Here is a 17,172-nt window from a genome sequence, read left to right as displayed (position 1 = left end):
GGCGATGGTGCTGACACTGATTCCGGTCTCCTGGCTGATCTGACGGTAAATCCGCCGCTTGTAGCGAGCTTGAATGATGCGTTGACGCCGGGTCTCGTCGATCTGATGGGGGCACCGGTAAGGCCTTGAGGAGCGGTTTCGCAGGCCTGAGCGGCCCTCTTTGCGATAACGGGCGAGCCACTTGTAGGCGGTGCGCACACTCACGCCCATGGCTTGGGCGGCTTCTTCGGGGCGCAGGCCGTGTTTGAGGATGCGAGTCACAAGCAAGGCTCGACCATGGACGGTTAATCGGGCATTTTGGTGGCTGTTCATTCGGGGCTCCTGGAGGGCTGCGTAGTCTCACACCTCCAGTCTTCCGGGTACGCCCCGAATGAACAACCTACTGAAAGGTCACAGCTAGCGCCTCACGGCAGCCAGGCGATGAGCAGGCCGCCGCCCAGGGCCACGGCCATCGGCAGCAGGATCGAGCGCCCCAGCCGCCAGCCGCCGATGAACACCGCCATGCCGGTCTTGACCAGGTTGTTGACCACGGTCGCCAGCACGATCGCCGTCACCGCCGTGGGCAGCGCCAGGCCCTGCCGGGACAGGCGTGTCAGCGACAGGGTGATGGCGTCCACGTCGGCGACCCCGGACGAGGCGGCCAGCAGGTAGATGCCGGCGTCGCCCAGCCATTCCTGGAGCAGGGCGCCCAGGAACAGGATCGCCAGCAGCAGCAGGCCGAAGAACAGCGCCGACTTCAGCTCCAGGGGGTTCTGGGTCAGCGCCGGCTGCTCCAGGCTGATGTCGCCCCGGTGACGCAGCGTGATGATCAGCGCCGAGGCGTACAGCACCCCGGCCATGGTCAGGATCGGCACCGCCAGGGTGGGCAGCAGCTCGCGGTTGATCAGCAGGCAGTAGATCAGAATGCGCGGGAACATGGTGCCGCAGGCGAGCAGGATGCCGGCGGCCAGCAACGGCGACAGCGCCGGCGAGCGCCGCGACAGGCGGGCGAAGTGCAGAGTGAGGGCGGTGGACGAGCTGAGCCCGGCGAACACGCTGGTGAACAGCAGCCCCCGCCGGGTGCCGCCTACCTTCACCGCGAAATACCCCAGGAAGGAGATCGAGGCGATCAGCACCACCATCCACCAGATCTCGTAGGGGTTGATCATGCCGCCCGGGCCGTAGCCCTGGTTGGGCAGCATCGGCAGGATCACCACCGAGATCAGCAGCAGCTTGAGGGCGGCGTCCAGCTCCCGCTCCTCCAGCCGGCGCAGCAGGTCGTGGGCTTCCTTCTTGTTGTCCAGCACGATGGTGGTGATCACCGCCACGGCCGCCGCCACCGCCGCCGACTCCAGAATCACCAGCACCCCGACCAGGAAGGTGAGCAGCAGCCCCACCAGGCCGGTGATGCTGTAATCGCTGACCCGGTAGGCGCGCAGGCCGGTGGCCAGGGTGGCGATCAGCGCCAGGGTGACGAAGGCCACCGGCAGGATCGGCGCCCCGATGCTTGGCACCAGCACCGCGCACACCCCGCCCAGCAGGCCCACCAGGGCGTGGGTGCGCACCCCGGCCACGCGCTGGCCGGCGGTCTGGTCGCGGTCGCGCCAGCCGCGCTGGATGCCCACCAGCAACCCGAGCACCAGGGCCAGCCCCAGGCCCATCAGGGTGGCGGCGTCGTTGGGCAGGTCGTTGAGAAGCTGATTCATGGCGGATCCCGCTCGGCCGGTGGTCACGAGCCGCCAATATACCGCCGAACCGGCCGCCGGGCCCGATCCGCGTCAATAAAGCCGCCGTCGGGGCTTGCCAGCGGCGTCCCGGCTGCCTAGAATTGCGCCCCTCTGCAGGCACGTAGCTCAGTTGGTTAGAGCACCACCTTGACATGGTGGGGGTCGGTGGTTCGAATCCACTCGTGCCTACCAGTTCTTTTCGCGCCATCTCCAGGTTCGCGCCGTTCCGTGCCCCCGGCGGGTTTACGGTTGCCGGGGCGTGACCTAGAATATCCGGCTATCCATAGGATGGCGCGGGCCCGTTAAGGGCCATGTTCGAATAATCAACCGGAGGTTCACGACATTAAGCGTGGAGGCAAGGGCCGCGAGCAGCGGGCCAGAATCAATCAGCAAATCCAGGCTCCCCAGGTTCGTCTGATCGACCCTGAAGGGGAACAAGTCGGCATCGTGCCCCTCGAGGAAGCCCTCGAGCAGGCCAGTGGCAAGCAGCTGGATCTGGTGGAAATTTCTCCCGACGCGGAACCGCCGGTATGCCGGATCATGGATTACGGCAAGCATCTGTTCGAGCAGAAGCAAAAGGCGAAAGAGTCGCGCAAGAAGACGCGCCAGACTCAGCTGAAGGAAATCAAATTCCGTCCCGGCACTGATTCCGGCGACTATGAGGTGAAACTGCGTAACCTCAAGCGCTTCCTGGAAGCCGGCGACAAGACCAAGGTCACCGTGCGTTTCCGCGGTCGTGAAATGGCTCACCAGGAGCTGGGTCGCGAACTGCTGGAGCGGGTGGAGGCCGATCTCGCGGAGCATGGCTCCGTGGAGCAACGCCCGAACATGGAAGGGCGCCAGATGATCATGGTGCTCAGCCCGGGCAGCAAGAAGAAGAAATAACCGGCTCGCCGGTTGTTTCCGTTTCAATCACACACGAACTTGAGATAGGTACCATGCCCAAGATCAAGACAAACCGCGGGGCCGCAAAGCGTTTCAAGAAAACCGCCTCCGGTTTCAAGCGTAAGCAGGCATTCAAAAACCACATCCTGACGAAGAAGTCCGCCAAGACCATTCGTCATCTGCGTCCGCGCACCCAGGTCCACGAAGCTGACGTGGCACTGGTCAAGCGCATGATGCCCTACACCTGATATACCGGTTTTTGGAGGTCTGAAGAATGGCTCGAGTTAAGCGTGGTGTGCAGGCCCGTCGCCGGCACAAGAAAGTTCTCAAGCAAGCCAAGGGTTACTACGGTGCCCGCAGTCGCGTTTACCGCGTGGCGGTACAGGCGGTCATCAAGGCCGGTCAGTACGCCTACCGGGACCGCAAGGTACGCAAGCGTCAGTTCCGTCGTCTCTGGATCGTGCGCATCAACGCCGCGGCCCGTCTCAACGGTCTGTCCTACAGCCGTATGATCGACGGCCTGAAGAAGGCGTCCATCGAGATCGATCGCAAGGTGCTGGCGGACATCGCGGTCCGTGACCAGGTAGCGTTTGGCGCTTTGGCCGAGAAAGCCAAAGCGAGTCTCGCCGCCTGAGCCGACTGTCGATCCGTCTGTAATAAGACGACAGTACTCTGAAACGGGGGAAGAGCTCGCGCTCTTCCCCCGTTTTCGTTGGGAAGGCCCAATACAGATAACACGGGAACGGTAAATCGTATGATGGAGAACCTGGAAAGCCTGGTGGAGGCGGCGCTGGCGGAAGTGGCCGGCGCGGCGGACGCGCGCGCCCTGGACGAGGTGCGGGTCCGTTATCTGGGCAAAAAAGGCGAGATCAGCGCCCTGCTGAAAAGCCTGGGGGGCCTGAGCGCGGAAGAACGGCCCAAGGCCGGCGCGCTCATCAACGAGGGCAAGCAGCGCGTGCAGGCGGCCATCGACGAGCGCCGCGCGGCGCTCGAGGAAGCGGCGCTCAATGAGCAACTGGGCGCGGAATCCCTGGACGTGACCCTGCCTGGCCGGGGCGAGCGCCCCGGTGCCCTGCACCCGGTGACCCGCATGCGCCGGCGCATGGAGGACTTCTTCCAGCGCCTCGGTTTCGACATCGCCGAGGGCCCGGAGGTGGAAGACGACTTCCACAACTTCGAGGCGCTCAACATCCCCGCCCACCACCCGGCCCGGGCCATGCACGACACCTTCTACTTCGGTGACGGCCGGCTGCTGCGCACCCACACCTCGCCGGTGCAGGTGCGGGTGATGCAGAAAGGCGAACCGCCGTTCCGCATCATCGCCCCGGGGCGCGTCTATCGCTGCGACTCGGACCTGACCCACACGCCCATGTTCCACCAGGTGGAAGGGCTGCTGGTGGACGAGAACATCACCTTCGCCGACCTCAAGGGCACGGTGGCGGCGTTCCTGAAGTTCATCTTCGAGGTGGACGATCTGCCGGTGCGTTTCCGGCCCAGCTATTTCCCGTTCACCGAGCCCAGCGCCGAGGTGGACGTGGGCTGCGTGAGCTGCGGCGGCGAAGGCTGCCGGGTGTGCTCCCACAGCGGCTGGCTGGAAATCATGGGCTGCGGCATGGTGCACCCCAAGGTGCTGGAACACGGCGGCGTGGACCCGGCGCGCTACAGCGGCTTCGCTTTCGGCATGGGCATCGAGCGGCTGGCTATGCTGCGCTACGGCGTCAACGATCTGCGTCTGTTCTTCGAGAACGACGCCCGTTTCCTGTCGCAATTCGCCTGAGTCCACCACGCCACGGAATCCGAGGATAACCAAGAATGCGTTTCAACGAAGCCTGGTTGCGGGAATGGGTCAATCCCGACATCGACACCGACACGCTGGTCCACCAACTGACCATGGCCGGCCTGGAAGTGGACGCCGTGGAGCCGGCGGCCGCCCCCTTCACCGGCGTGGTGGTGGGCGAGATCGTCAGCTGCCAGCCGCACCCGGACGCCGACAAGCTGCGCCTGTGCCAGGTCAGCGACGGCGACGCCACCTTCCCGGTGGTATGCGGCGCCCCCAATGCCCGCGAGGGCCTCAAGGCGCCCTTCGCCAAGGTCGGCGCGCAACTGCCCGGCGACCTCAAGATCAAGAAGGCCAAGCTGCGCGGCCAGCCCTCCGAGGGCATGCTCTGCGGCGGTTCGGAACTGGGCCTTGAGGACCTCATCGACGGCCTGCTGGAGCTGCCGGCGGACGCCCCGGTGGGCGCCGACATCCGCGCCTGGCTGAACCTGGACGACACCGTCATCGAAGTGGACCTGACCCCCAACCGGGCGGACTGCCTGAGCCTGCGCGGCGTGGCCCGGGAAGTGGGCGTGCTCAACCGCGCCCCGGTCACCGAGCCCGTCGGCGAGCCCCTGGCCGCCGCCGTGGACGCCACCTTCCCGGTCACCGTGGAGGACACCGAAGGCTGCCCGCGCTACCTGGGCCGCGTGATCCGAGGCATCGACCCGGCCGCCGCCACCCCGCTGTGGATGGTGGAGCGCCTGCGTCGCGCCGGCCTGCGTTCCATCGACCCGATCGTGGACGTCACCAACTACGTGCTGCTGGAACTGGGGCAGCCCCTGCACGCCTTCGACCTGAACAAGCTCGACGGCGGCATCGTGGTGCGCAAGGCCCGCGCCGGCGAGCAGCTGCGAACCCTGGACGACCAGACCCTGGAGCTGCGCGACGACACCCTGGTGATCGCCGACGGCGGCGGCCCGGTGGCGCTGGCCGGTATCATGGGCGGCCGGCCCACCGCCGTGGCGGAAGGCACCACCGACCTGTTCCTGGAATGCGCCTTCTTCAACCCGCTGACCATCGTCGGCAAGGCCCGCGGCTATGGCCTGCACACCGATTCCTCGCACCGCTACGAACGCGGCGTGGACCCGGCGCTGCAGCAGCGCGCCATGGAGCGCGCCAGCGCCCTGATCGTGGCCATCGCCGGCGGCGAGGCCGGTCCGGTCACCGAGCAGGGCGACGCGGCGCGGATTCCGGCGCCGGCGGCGATCACCCTGCGCGCGGACAAGGTTACCGCGCTGCTCGGCGCCGCCCTGGCGGACGCCGACATCGAGGACATCCTCACCCGCCTGGGCATGGACGTGACCGCCGACGGCGACGGCCGCTGGTCGGTGACCCCGCCGAGTTGGCGCTTCGACATGGCCATCGAGGAGGACCTGATCGAGGAACTGGCCCGGGTGCACGGCTACGAGAACCTGCCCAGCCGGGTGCCGGCGGGCACTCCCGCCGGGGAGCCGGAAGGCGAGCATCTGCTGCCGGTCCGCCGCCTGGCGGACACCCTGCGCGACCGGGGATACCTGGAGGCCATCACCTACAGCTTCGTGGCCCCGGACCTGCTCGCCAAGGTGGACCCGGAACATCCGCCCCTGGCGCTGATGAACCCGATCTCCGCGGACCTGGGCGTGATGCGCACCAGCCTGTTCGCCGGCCTGCTCAACGCCGCAGGCCGCAACCTGAACCGCCAGATCGACCGCCTGCGCCTGTTCGAAACCGGCCTGCGGTTCGTGCCCGGCGACGACGGCCTGAACCAGGAGCCGATGATCGCCGGCCTGCTGTACGGCAGCGCCGAGCCCGCCCACTGGCAGGCCAAGGCCCGCCAGGTGGACTTCTACGACCTGAAGGGCGACGTGGAAGCCCTGGTGGCGCTCTCCGACGCCACCGCCTTCCAGGTCCGGCCCGGCCAGCACCCGGCCCTGCACCCGGGCCAGTGCGCCGAGCTGGTCCGCGACGGCGCCGTGGTTGGTTACCTGGGCAAGCTGCATCCGCGTCTCGCCAAGGATCTGGACCTGCCCAAGGACCTGTACCTGTTCGAGCTGGCCCTGGCGCCCCTGCGTGACGGCCTGCTGCCGCGCTTCCAGCCGGTCTCGGACCAGCCCCGGGTGCAACGTGACCTGGCCTTCGTCATGGACGACCAGGTGGCCGCCGGCGATCTGATCGCCGCCGTGCGCGCCGCCTGCGACGAGCGCCTGCGGGATGTGCGCCTGTTCGACGTCTACCAGGGCGAGCACATCGAGCCGGGGCGCAAAAGCCTGGCCCTGACCTTGACCTTCCAGGATCCTTCGCGCACTCTTAGGGACGCCCAGGTGAATGACCTGGTCGAGCAGGTGGTAATCCAGTTAAAACAACAGTTTAACGCGACCCTCAGGGACTGATGGCAGGGGCTGATTCGAGGCAATTTCCATGGCGCTGACCAAGGCAGACATGGCCGACCGGCTGCATGAGGAGCTCGGTCTCAATAAGCGTGAAGCCAAGGAACTGGTGGAAACCTTCTTCGAGGAAATCCGGGATTCACTGGCCGAGAACCGGCCGGTGAAGCTCTCCGGTTTTGGTAACTTCGATCTCCGTGACAAAAGCGAGCGCCCCGGCCGCAACCCCAAGACCGGCGAGGAAATCCCGATCTCCGCGCGCCGCGTGGTGACCTTCCGGCCCGGTCAAAAATTGAAGCAGCGGGTGGAAGACTATGCTCGAACCCAGTCATAACGACGAATTGCCGGCGATCCCCGGCAAGCGTTACTTCACCATCGGTGAGGTCAGTGAGCTGTGCGACGTGAAGCCGCACGTGCTGCGTTACTGGGAGCAGGAATTCCCCCAGCTCAAGCCGGTGAAGCGGCGCGGCAACCGGCGCTACTACCAGCGCCAGGACGTGCTCACCATCCGCCAGATCCGCAGCCTGCTCTACGAGCAGGGCTTCACCATCGGCGGCGCCCGTCAGCAGCTCTCCGGCGACGCCAACGCCGAGCACGCTACCCGCTACCACCAGATGATCCGCCAGATGATCGTCGAGCTGGAGGACGTGCTGGACGTGCTCAACACCTGAGCAAACAGTGTCATCGGCACCGATTCCGGGTTCCATCCCCCGCGCTTATCCGTTATGATTCCCGCCGCTTCGCCACGGTGCCCGTGACGAAGCCCGACGATTCGGGGCGTAGCGCAGTCTGGTAGCGCACCACAATGGGGTTGTGGGGGTCGGAGGTTCGAATCCTCCCGTCCCGACCAAATCGCAAAGAAGAAGCCCGGCGTAATGCCGGGCTTTTTCGTTTCCGGATACCGCCGGGCCGGATTGCCGGCCCTCGGCCTGCATGCCTCGGGCGTCCGCCAGGGCGCAAGCGGTGCTTGCGCCGGGGACCTGTCGGACCCTCCCGTCCCGACCAAATCGCAAAGAAGAAGCCCGGCGTAATGCCGGGCTTTTTCGTTTCGGTGTCCCGTCCCTGACCGTTCCCGACAGGTCGGTGGCGGCTTGCGTCACTGTGGCGAAACCGCGCGGGTTCTATGCTGCCCGGCGTGACCCTCAAGGAGCGCCGGCATGGACCTGACCATTCCCGATCACGAACAATCCTTCCGCGAGGAAGTCCGCGACTTTCTGGCACGCGCCATGACCCCGGAAATCCGCGAGGCCGGGCGCCTCACCACCTCGGTGTTCGCGCCGGTGAAGCAGGCCATGGACTGGCAGCGCATTCTCCATGAGCAGGGCTGGGCGGCGCCGCACTGGCCCCGGGAATACGGCGGCACCGGCTGGAGCGTGGGCCAGCGCACCGTGTTCGCCGAGGAACTGGTGCGCGCCGGCGCGCCGCCGCTGATCCCCATGGGCCTGCAGATGTGCGGCCCCTGTCTGATCGGCTACGGCACCGAGGAGCAGAAAGCCCACTATCTGCCGCGCATCCTGTCCGGCGAGGATATCTGGTGCCAGGGCTATTCGGAGCCCGGCGCCGGCTCCGACCTGGCGTCGCTGAAGACCTTCGCGGAAAGCGACGGCGACCACTACGTAATCAACGGCACCAAGATCTGGACCACCTACGCCCACCACGCCAACCGCATGTTCCTGCTGGTGCGCACCCGTCGCGACGGCAAGCCCCAGGCCGGCATCACCTTCCTGCTGCTGGACATGGCCACGCCGGGCATCACCGTGGAGCCCATCGTCGGCCTGGACGAAGTGCCGGAGCAGTGCCAGGTGTTCTTCGACAACGTGCGCGTGCCCAAGGCCAACCGGGTGGGCGAGGAGAATGACGGCTGGACCGTGGCCAAGTACCTGCTCACCTTCGAGCGCGGCGGCCAGGACTACGCGCCGGGGCTGGGCGTGCAGCTGGAACAACTCAAGGCCCGGGCCCGCCGTCAGGCCACCGCCACCGGCAGCCTGGCGGACGACCCGCTGTGGCGTCGCCAGGTGGCGGACTGCGAAACCCGGGTGCTGGCCCTGTCGTTCACCGAGCAGCGCATCAAGTCGGCGCTGTCCGCCGGCAAGGACCCGGGGGCGCTGTCGTCCATGACCAAGATTCTCGGCACCGAGCTGCAGCAGCGGGTCACCGAGCTGGCGGTGGACACCCTGGGCGCCCAGGCGCTGCTCTGGCAGCCCGGGGCTCTGGTGCCCGGTGGCGGCGAGGCGCCGCTGGGGCCGGAGTACGCGCTCACCACCATGGCGTCCTATCTGAACGCCCGGGCCTGCTCCATCTACGGCGGTTCCAACGAGGTACAGAGGGGCATCATCGCCAAGGCGGTGCTGGGACTTTGACGGCCAATCAGGAGCGAGGCCATGAACTTTTCCCTGACGGAAGAACAGCAAATGCTCGCCGACAGCGTACGCCGCTGGGTGCGCGATGGTCATGACGGCGAAGCCCGCCGCCGGGACAAGACCCGGCGGCCCCTGGACGCGGCCCTGTGGCGGCAATTCGCCGAGCTGGGCTGGCTGGCGTTGCCGTTCGCCGAGGACGACGGTGGCCTGGGTGGCGGCCCGGTGGAAACCCTGGTGCTCATGGAGGAACTGGGGCGTGGCCTGGTGGTGGCGCCCTATGTGCCCACGGTGGTATTGGGCGGCGGTCTGCTGCGCCGGGCCGGCCCGGCCTGGCGGGAGCGTCACCTGCCGGCGCTGATCGAAGGACGGCTGCAACTGGCCCTGGCGCTGGACGAGTACGAGCGCGTGTTCGCGCCGGAAAACACCGCCCTCACCGCCACGGCGGAGCAGGGCGGCTATCGGCTCGACGGCCGCAAGGCCCTGGTGCTTAACGGCGATCAGGCGGACGCCCTCCTGGTGCTGGCGCGCACCGGCGGCGTCCCCGGTGACGAGCACGGCCTGTCCCTGTTCTGGCTGACGCCGGACCAGGACGGGGTAAGTCTGGCACCGCATCGCACCGTGGACGGCCACACCGCCGCCAAGCTCACCCTGGAGCGTGTGCACCTGCCCGCCGAGGCCCTGGTGGGCGAACCCGGCGGCGCCCTGGCGCCGCTGCGCGCCACCCTGGACGAGGCCCTCCTGGCCCTGGGCGCCGAGGCGGTGGGCGCGCTGTCGGTGCTGCTCGACGACACCGTGGAATACGCCAAGACCCGCCGCCAGTTCGGCGTGCCGATCGGCGATTTCCAGGCCCTGCAGCATCGCATGGCGGACATGTTCATGGCCCTGGAGCAGTTGCGCTCGCTGCTGCTCGCCGCCACCCTCAAGGTAGCCGAGGGCCACGCCGACGCCCGCCGCGCGGTGCACGCGCTCAAGGCGCGGCTGGGCCTGGACGGCCGCCACCTGGCCCAGGAAGCGATCCAGCTGCACGGCGGCATGGGCATGACCGACGAGCTGGCCGTGGGGCACTACTTCAAGCGGCTCACCGCCATCAACGGCCTGTTCGGCGGCGCCGACGCCCATCTGGCGGCGTTCGCCGACGCCTGAACCCGCGCCATGACTGTATTCTTGGCGCGGAAACCGCCATGCTTGGGGCCCCCGACCAGGGAACAAGGTCCCAGGCTTGATGGCGCAGAAACGCTTCCGCAAAACACACCTCTTTTGGCTGCTTCCCCTGATCCTGCTGCTGGTGCCGGTGGTGGCCCTGCTGGCGGCGCCGCTGTTCGGCGTGCATTGGCAGGGCATCGGCTGGCGCCAGGGACTCACCCTGGACGCGCTCTGGTACGAAAGCGGCGGCTGCCGCCAGGTGGACGTGCACGGTGCCCGGCTGAGCGGCCTGGCGCCGCTGACACTGACCCTGGATACGGTGGGCATCCACGATTGCCCGGCCACCGATGAGCCCATCAGCCTGCCGTCCTTGCCGGCCCTGGATGTCACCGTCTGGGCGCTGCAGTACCAGGATTACCCACCGCTGATGGCGCGTCTGCGTCAGGCCGCTGGCCGCTGGCGGGGCCACCTGGAATTTCGCGGCAGCGAGCTGGAGGGGGAGTACCGGCGCGACCGGGGCCGCTGGCGGCTCACCGGCACCCTGGACGCGGCGCCGCTGTCCCTGGCCCTGGACGGGGATCGCGAGGCCACCGGCCGGGCCACGGTACAGGGCGATGGCGAGTGGCACCCCGGCGAGCTGTTCCAGGGCAAACTGGTGGTGCTGGGCCGGAACCTGGGCCTGGACGGCCAGGGCCCCGCCGGCGATCTGACCCTGAACGCCCGCTGGCGCAATGACCGCTGGCGCCTGCGCGCGGCCCTGGACGAGCCCCTGGCCCTGGGCGGTGGCTGGGTGGTGAGCCCGGGCCGGGACCTGATCGCCGAGGGGCGCGGCCCGACGTTGAGCCAGGTGGACGCCCGGCTGGTGGTCAATGGCCCGCCGGGCCGGGCCGCCGTGGCGTTGACCAGCGACGCGGAACGCTTCGGCCGGGGCCAGGGCTGGCTGCTGCTCAGCGAGGGCTGGCAGGGGCGCATCGCCTTCCAATGGGCGGACGGCCGGGCGCGGCTGGCGCCGTTCCAGGTGAGCCTGCCGGAGCCCGCCGTGAGCCTGCGCCTGCGCGAGCCGGTGACCCTGCCGCTGGCCCTGGAAGGCGAGGCCGTGCTGCCCCTGGAAGCGACCTACCAGGACCTGACGCTCACCACCACGGAAAGCCGGGTGTACTGGCGCCCCAACGACGCCCAGTGGCAAGGCGCCCTGAGCCTGGACGGTCGCTGGCAGGGCTACCGGCTCAGCGGCCAGTGGCGCGGCGACGCCGGCCCCACCGGCGTGCACGGCGAGCCGGCCCGGTTGCGCCTGCGCGGCGGCGATCTGGACGTGCGGGCGCGGGTGCCGGTGGCCGGGGTGACGCCGCCGGCCTGGCCGCTCACCGCCACCCTGGAGGGCCGCTACGGTGACCTGCCGTTCCAGGCCCGCGCGCAAGCGCGCCGGGACGATGATCGCTGGCGCGGTCGGGTGAGCGGGCAGGGCGGTCCGCTGCCGGCCCTGGGCGACGGCCCGCTGACCCTGGAAGGGCGCTGGCAATACGCGGACCAATTCCAGGTGCTGCCCGGCGCCCGCCTGGCCCTGGGCCGCTCGGTGCGCGGCAACCGCTTGATCCGGCCGGCCAGCGCCCGGCTCACCACGCCCCTGCGGTTCACCGAACGCGGGCCGGTGGGCGCCTTCTCCCTGGAGGCGGAGGGCCTGGTGGCGGAGCGCTGGACCCTGCCGCCGCTCACCGGCACCGCCCGGCTGGACGGCGACACCCTGAGCGCGGACCTCCAGGTGCCGCGCTGGGACACCCGCCTGGACCTGCGCGGCCGCGCCCGGCCCGGCGGCTACGCCGGTACCCTGAGTGGTACCTCCCCGCTGAGGCCGGCCATGAGCCGGGGGCTGCCGCTCACCTTCCAGGGCGGTGACCTGACCCTGGACGGCGAATGGCGCTGGGCGGACACCCTGCATCTCGCCGGCCGGGCCAGCGGCCGCGATCTGGACCTGGACTGGGGCAGTGTGCAGGCCCGGGATCTGGACGCCGAGCTGGCGCTCAACTGGGACGACGGCGCCGCCCATCTGGCTACGGTGACGCCGCTGACCCTGGCGTCCCTGGACGTGGGCGTGCCGATCACCGATCTGCGCCTGGACCTGGACAGCGATCTGAGCACCTGGACCGTGCGCCGCGCCCACGCCCGGGTGCTGGGTGGCGAGATTCGCACTCCCCGGCTCACCTGGCCGTCGCCAGCCTGGCAGCCGGTGGTGATCACGCAAATCGAACTGTCGCGAGTGGCCGCCTTGCAGGGCGAACCGGCGGTGGCCCTGTCCGGCCGGGTGGGCGGCTATGTGCCGCTGCGGCTGCTGCACGACAGCATCGCCGTGCGCCAGGGCCGGCTCGCCAACGAAACGCCGCTGTCCCTGGCCATCCTGCCGTCCAGCGGCGCCCAGGCCATGGCGCAATCCAACCGCGCCGTGTCCCTCGCCCTGGACGCCCTCAACCCGCTGCGCATCCAGCAATTCCAGGCCGGCGTGGACATGGCCGCGGACGGCTGGCTGGACGCCGCCGTGCGCATCCAGGGCGTCAACCCGCAACGAAACGGTCTGCCGGTGGTCTTTAATTACACCCACAAGGAAAATGTGCTGGAATTGTTGCGCAGTCTGCGCATCGGTGACCGCATCACCGATCAGGTCATGACGGAGTCGAAACGATGAAACCATTCGGGCTGGTGCTGCTGCTCCTGCCTCTCGCCGCCTGCACCCCGCGGGTGGCGCTGGAGGCGCCCAAGGAGCCGATCACCATCAATTTGAACGTGAAGATCGATCATGAAATCCGCCTCAAGGTGGAGAAAGACATTGATCAGCTCTTCAGCGAAGACAGCGAGCTGTTTTGATCAGGGCATTGAGGAGAGGACCCATGACATTGATTCGATACCTGGTGCTGGCCGTGGCCCTGCTGCTGTCCGTGGCCGCCGCCGCCCTGGACCTGGATCAGGCCAAGGCCGAGGGCCTGGTGGGCGAGCAGCCGAACGGCTATCTGGGCGTGGTGAAGGCCACCTCGGGGGCGGTGGAGCTGGTCTCCGACATCAACGAAAAACGGCGCGCCGCCTACGAGCGCATCGCCAAGCAGAACGGCATCACCCTGGATCAGGTGTCCAACCTGGCCGGGCAGAAAGCCATCGAGAAGACCCCCGCCGGCCAGTACATCAAGACCCCCACCGGCCAGTGGGTGGAGAAGTAGCCGCTTCCCCGCCCGCCTCGCCGTCGCGCTGATTGGGCGGGGTCAGCCGGTGGCGGCGCATGCGCCGGTACACCGTGGGGCGGGAGACGCCCAGGTGACGGGCCACCGGGCTGATCCGCCATTGGTGCCGTTTGAGCAGCCGCTCCAGTTCATCCCGGGCCGGGTCGCCGGAGTCCACCGGCGCGGCGGCGGGCCCGATCACCCGCTCCAGGCATTCCTCGGGCAGATCGGCCACGGTGATCTCCTCGCCGTCGCGGGTGGCCTCGGCGAACGTCAGGGCATTGGCCAGTTGCCGCACATTGCCCGGCCACGGGCAGGCCAGCAGGGCGCTCATGGCGTCCGCGCGCAGACGCGGCGCCGGCCGGCCCAGGTGCCGCCCCAGCTCCGCCAGGGTCACCGCGATCACGTGCTGCTTGTCGGCCCGCTCTCGCAGCGGCGGCAGGCGCAGGGTGGCGCCGTTGAGGCGATAGTAAAGATCCTCGCGGAAGCGGCCCTCGGCGATCAGCCGGGCCGGGTCCCGGTGGGTGGCGGCGATCACCCGGCAGTCCACCTTCACCGGCTGTTCCGCCCCCAGGGGCAGCACCTCGCCCTCCGCCAGAACCCGCAGTAGCCGGGTTTGCAGGGCCAGCGGCATGTCGCCGATTTCATCCAGGAACAGAGTGCCGCCGTGGGCCAGCTGAATCAGGCCCCGGGCGCCCTTGGCGCGGGCTCCGGTGAAGGTGCCCGGCCGGTAGCCGAACAGTTCGCTCTCGATCAGGGATTCCGGGATGGCGGCGCAATTCACCGCCACGAATGGCCGTGCCTGGCGGCCGCCGGTATCGTGGATGGCCCGTGCCAGCACCTCCTTGCCGGTGCCGGTCTCGCCCAGGATCAGCAGGCTGACATCGCGGTGACGCAGGCGCTTGGCCAGGCCCAGGGTGCGCCGCATGGCCGGGTCGTCGGCGGCCAGGCGGTCCAGGGCGGGCACCCGTTCGCCATCGTCGGCGGCGCGCGGCCGGGGCGGTCGGCGCGGCTCGATCAGGGTGCCGAACAGGGTGGTGCCCAGCGCGGAAATATCCAGCACCGCCAGCAGACGCCCCTGGGGATCGGTGATCGGCGCGGAGGTGCAGGTCAGGCCGATGTGGGTGGCGTCGAAGTGGTCCTGGCGGTGGCAGGTCAGGGCCCGGCCCTCGCGGATGCAGGTGCCCACCGCGCAGGTGCCGGCATGGTGCTCGTTCCAGTCCGCGCCCAGGTACAGCCCGGCCTGGCGCAGGCGACGATCATGCCGGCGGTCGCCGAGAAACTGCACGGTGATGCCTCTCTGGTCGGTGAGCAACAGCACATAGCCGAGCCGGGCGATCTGGCCGTAAAGCTGCTCCACGCCGGCCCGCGCCACGTTCAGGAACTCGTCGGCGCTCTCCTGATGCTCGCGCAGAATGCGGTGGGTGACGATGCGCGCCGGCCTCGGGCTGGCCGGGTCGAGGCCGTATTCCTCGATACAGCGCTTCCAGGAACGGCCGATCGGATTGTCCGGCCGGGGGTGACCGTCCGCGTACCGGAGTACCCGGTCGATATGGTGGCGTTGCTGCTGTTCCAGGGCACTCATGGTACCTCCGCCTTTTCTTGTCGGTATCCCAGCGGTTCCAGGCTAGCCCGCCGCCCGGCCGGCCACCATTCGACTTGAGTGCCAGTTACACCTGTAACGCCGGCCCGTTACAGGGCGTTACGGGTGTTCGCCGGAAACGAGCCGGTCCGGGCGTCTTGTCGGCGCCGTCCGTGCACGGATTTTCCTTTCCATTCAGGTCGTTGCGGTGCCCGGCGCATCACCCGGGGCACCTTGGCACGGCTTCTGCTGAAGAGCCGGGCGCGCCCCGTTTCGCGACGGGGCCGGAAAACAACAACGCAGCGAGGAGAACCCCATGACCCTGACCCCCACCGCGCAAGCGCGACAATGGCTCGATGACTGGAACCGGGCTCTGAGGAGCGACCAGCCGGCCCGCGCCGCCGACCTGTTCGAGGACAACGGCTTCTGGCGTGACCTGGTGGCTTTTACCTGGAACCTGAAAACCGCCGAAGGCAGCGACCAGCTGCGCGCCATGATCGACGCCACCGTGGCATCCACGGCGCCGTCCGACTGGGCCCTGGACGGCGAGGCCACCGAGACCGACGGCGTGATCGAGGCCTGGATCACCTTTACAACCCGGCTCGGCCATGGCGAGGGCCATCTGCGCCTGCGCGACGGCAAGGCCTGGACCCTGCTCACCACCTTGAAGGAACTGCGCGATTACCCGGAACCACGGGGCGCCAACCGGCCCAAGGGCGCCCGCCATGGCGTGTTCAAGGACCGCCGCAGCTGGCTGGAGGAACGCCAGGCGGAGCAGGCGGAACTGGGCTATAGCCGCCAGCCCTACTGCGTGATCATCGGTGGCGGCCAGGGCGGCATCGGCCTGGCGGCGCGGCTGCGGCAACTGAACGTGCCCACCATCGTGGTGGAGAAGAACCCGCGCCCCGGGGATTCCTGGCGCAATCGCTACAAGTCCCTGTGCCTGCACGATCCGGTCTGGTACGACCACCTTCCGTACCTGCCGTTTCCCGACAACTGGCCGGTGTTCTCGCCCAAGGACAAGATTGGCGACTGGCTGGAAATGTACACCCGGGTCATGGAGATCAACTACTGGGGCGGTAGCGAATGCACCGGCGCCCGGTATGACGAGCAGGCCGGCGAATGGCGGGTGACGGTGCGCCGCGACGGCGACACCGTGACCCTGCGCCCCAAACAGCTGGTGCTGGCCACCGGCATGTCCGGCATGCCCAATGTGCCCGACATCCCGGGCATGGACAGCTTTGAAGGCGAGCAGCACCATTCCAGCCAGCACCCCGGCGGCGAAGGCTACGCCGGCAAACGCTGCGTGGTGCTGGGCGCCAACAACTCCGCCCACGACATTTGCGCGGCCCTGTGGGAACACGGCGCCGACGTCACCATGATCCAGCGTTCCTCCACCCATGTGATCAAGTCCGCCACCCTGATGGACCTGGTGCTTGGCCCGCTGTATTCCGAGGAGGCGGTGGCCAATGGCGTCACCACCGAACGGGCGGACCTGACCTTTGCTTCCATGCCCTACCGGGTGATGCCGGAATTCCACATTCCCGTGTACCGCCAGGTGGCCGAGCGGGACGCGGATTTTTACCAGCGTTTGCGCGACGCCGGCTTCATGCTCGATTTCGGCGAGGACGGCTCCGGCCTGTTCATGAAATACCTGCGTCGCGGCTCCGGTTACTACATCGACGTGGGCGCCTGCGATCTGGTCGCCAACGGCGACATCAAACTGCGCAGTGGCGTCGGCATCGAGCAAATCAACCCGCGCTCGGTAACCCTCACCGACGGCAGCGAACTGCCCGCCGACCTGATCGTCTACGCCACCGGTTTCGGCTCCATGAACGGCTGGGCGGCGCGCATCATTTCCCAGGAGGTGGCCGACAAGGTGGGCAAATGCTGGGGCATGGGCTCCGGCACCAGCAAGGACCCGGGGCCCTGGGAGGGCGAGCTGCGCAACATGTGGAAGCCCACCGCCCAGCAGGGGCTCTGGTTTCACGGCGGCAACCTGCATCAGTCCCGGTTCTATTCCCGCTTCCTGGCCTTGCAACTCAAGGCGCGCATGGAAGGCCTGGAAACGCCGGTGTACGGCCGCCAGGAGGTTCATCACCTGGCCTGAC

16 protein-coding genes and 2 tRNA genes are annotated in these 17,172 nt (G+C 68.4%); 15 read left to right on the top strand and 3 right to left on the bottom strand.

What is annotated here, in order from left to right:
• Window positions 1-312, bottom strand: a 312-nt coding sequence (locus HMJ39_RS14620; protein WP_194297855.1) for a leucine zipper domain-containing protein, incomplete at its 3' end; no start/stop codon positions are given.
• Window positions 313-404: 92 nt separating this feature from the next.
• A complete protein-coding gene (locus HMJ39_RS14615; protein ID WP_161384494.1) occupies window positions 405-1,685 on the bottom strand; it encodes an MgtC/SapB family protein in 1,281 nt (426 codons plus the stop codon).
• A 136-nt stretch (window positions 1,686-1,821) separates the two neighbouring features.
• Here HMJ39_RS14615 and HMJ39_RS14610 point away from each other — a divergent pair.
• The 14 genes from HMJ39_RS14610 (at window position 1,822) to HMJ39_RS14545 (ending at window position 13,479) form a co-directional block, all read left to right on the top strand.
• Window positions 1,822-1,898: transfer RNA gene (locus HMJ39_RS14610), tRNA-Val, on the top strand.
• Window positions 1,899-2,048: 150 nt separating this feature from the next.
• On the top strand, window positions 2,049-2,591 hold the full coding sequence (gene infC / locus HMJ39_RS14605) for a translation initiation factor IF-3 (protein ID WP_161384555.1): 543 nt from the start codon (window positions 2,049-2,051) through the stop codon (window positions 2,589-2,591).
• Window positions 2,592-2,644: 53 nt separating this feature from the next.
• The gene (gene rpmI, locus HMJ39_RS14600) at window positions 2,645-2,839 is read left to right on the top strand and encodes a 50S ribosomal protein L35 (protein WP_161384493.1); all 195 of its coding nucleotides are present in this window, start codon (window positions 2,645-2,647) and stop codon (window positions 2,837-2,839) included.
• Window positions 2,840-2,865: 26 nt separating this feature from the next.
• Complete coding sequence (gene rplT, locus HMJ39_RS14595) at window positions 2,866-3,225, top strand: 50S ribosomal protein L20 (RefSeq protein ID WP_161384492.1); 360 nt, start codon at window positions 2,866-2,868, stop codon at window positions 3,223-3,225.
• Between the two features lie 123 nt (window positions 3,226-3,348).
• Window positions 3,349-4,368, top strand: a complete 1,020-nt coding sequence (pheS, locus tag HMJ39_RS14590) for a phenylalanine--tRNA ligase subunit alpha (protein ID WP_161384554.1) — start codon at window positions 3,349-3,351, stop codon at window positions 4,366-4,368.
• A gap of 35 nt (window positions 4,369-4,403) precedes the next feature.
• Window positions 4,404-6,779, top strand: coding sequence for a phenylalanine--tRNA ligase subunit beta (gene pheT / locus HMJ39_RS14585; RefSeq protein ID WP_194297853.1), 2,376 nt, complete (start codon window positions 4,404-4,406; stop codon window positions 6,777-6,779).
• 28 nt (window positions 6,780-6,807) lie between these two features.
• The gene (gene ihfA / locus HMJ39_RS14580) at window positions 6,808-7,107 is read left to right on the top strand and encodes an integration host factor subunit alpha (RefSeq protein WP_161384490.1); all 300 of its coding nucleotides are present in this window, start codon (window positions 6,808-6,810) and stop codon (window positions 7,105-7,107) included.
• Entirely contained in the window at window positions 7,088-7,444 is a 357-nt protein-coding gene (locus tag HMJ39_RS14575; protein ID WP_138771170.1) for a MerR family transcriptional regulator, read from the top strand. The genes ihfA and HMJ39_RS14575 overlap by 20 nt, the downstream gene beginning before the upstream one ends.
• Window positions 7,445-7,546: 102 nt before the next feature.
• Window positions 7,547-7,623: transfer RNA gene (locus HMJ39_RS14570), tRNA-Pro, on the top strand.
• A 307-nt stretch (window positions 7,624-7,930) separates the two neighbouring features.
• Window positions 7,931-9,133, top strand: a complete 1,203-nt coding sequence (locus tag HMJ39_RS14565) for an acyl-CoA dehydrogenase family protein (protein WP_194297852.1) — start codon at window positions 7,931-7,933, stop codon at window positions 9,131-9,133.
• A gap of 21 nt (window positions 9,134-9,154) precedes the next feature.
• On the top strand, window positions 9,155-10,276 hold the full coding sequence (locus tag HMJ39_RS14560; protein WP_194297851.1) for an acyl-CoA dehydrogenase family protein: 1,122 nt from the start codon (window positions 9,155-9,157) through the stop codon (window positions 10,274-10,276).
• Between the two features lie 79 nt (window positions 10,277-10,355).
• Window positions 10,356-12,953: an intermembrane phospholipid transport protein YdbH family protein gene (locus HMJ39_RS14555; protein WP_194297850.1), complete on the top strand. Its 2,598-nt coding sequence runs from the start codon at window positions 10,356-10,358 to the stop codon at window positions 12,951-12,953.
• Window positions 12,950-13,132: a YnbE family lipoprotein gene (locus tag HMJ39_RS14550; protein ID WP_161384486.1), complete on the top strand. Its 183-nt coding sequence runs from the start codon at window positions 12,950-12,952 to the stop codon at window positions 13,130-13,132. Before HMJ39_RS14555 ends, HMJ39_RS14550 begins: the two co-directional genes overlap by 4 nt.
• A 23-nt stretch (window positions 13,133-13,155) precedes the next feature.
• Window positions 13,156-13,479 carry a YdbL family protein gene (locus HMJ39_RS14545; protein WP_161384485.1) on the top strand — a complete coding sequence of 108 codons (324 nt, stop codon included), beginning with the start codon at window positions 13,156-13,158 and terminating at the stop codon, window positions 13,477-13,479.
• Here the strand turns inward: HMJ39_RS14545 and HMJ39_RS14540 are convergent.
• Complete coding sequence (locus tag HMJ39_RS14540; protein WP_194297849.1) at window positions 13,445-15,064, bottom strand: sigma-54-dependent Fis family transcriptional regulator; 1,620 nt, start codon at window positions 15,062-15,064, stop codon at window positions 13,445-13,447. The genes HMJ39_RS14545 and HMJ39_RS14540 overlap by 35 nt on opposite strands.
• Before the next feature lie 313 nt (window positions 15,065-15,377).
• On the opposite strand from HMJ39_RS14540, the gene HMJ39_RS14535 reads away from it, so the two are divergent.
• Complete coding sequence (locus tag HMJ39_RS14535; protein ID WP_194297848.1) at window positions 15,378-17,171, top strand: flavin-containing monooxygenase; 1,794 nt, start codon at window positions 15,378-15,380, stop codon at window positions 17,169-17,171.
• Window position 17,172 lies beyond the last annotated feature (1 nt).

The sequence above is a fragment of the Alloalcanivorax profundimaris genome, from assembly GCF_015265435.1.
GTDB classification, from domain to species: Bacteria; Pseudomonadota; Gammaproteobacteria; order Pseudomonadales; family Alcanivoracaceae; genus Alloalcanivorax; species Alloalcanivorax profundimaris.
This window is presented reverse-complemented; position numbering and strand designations above follow the sequence as displayed.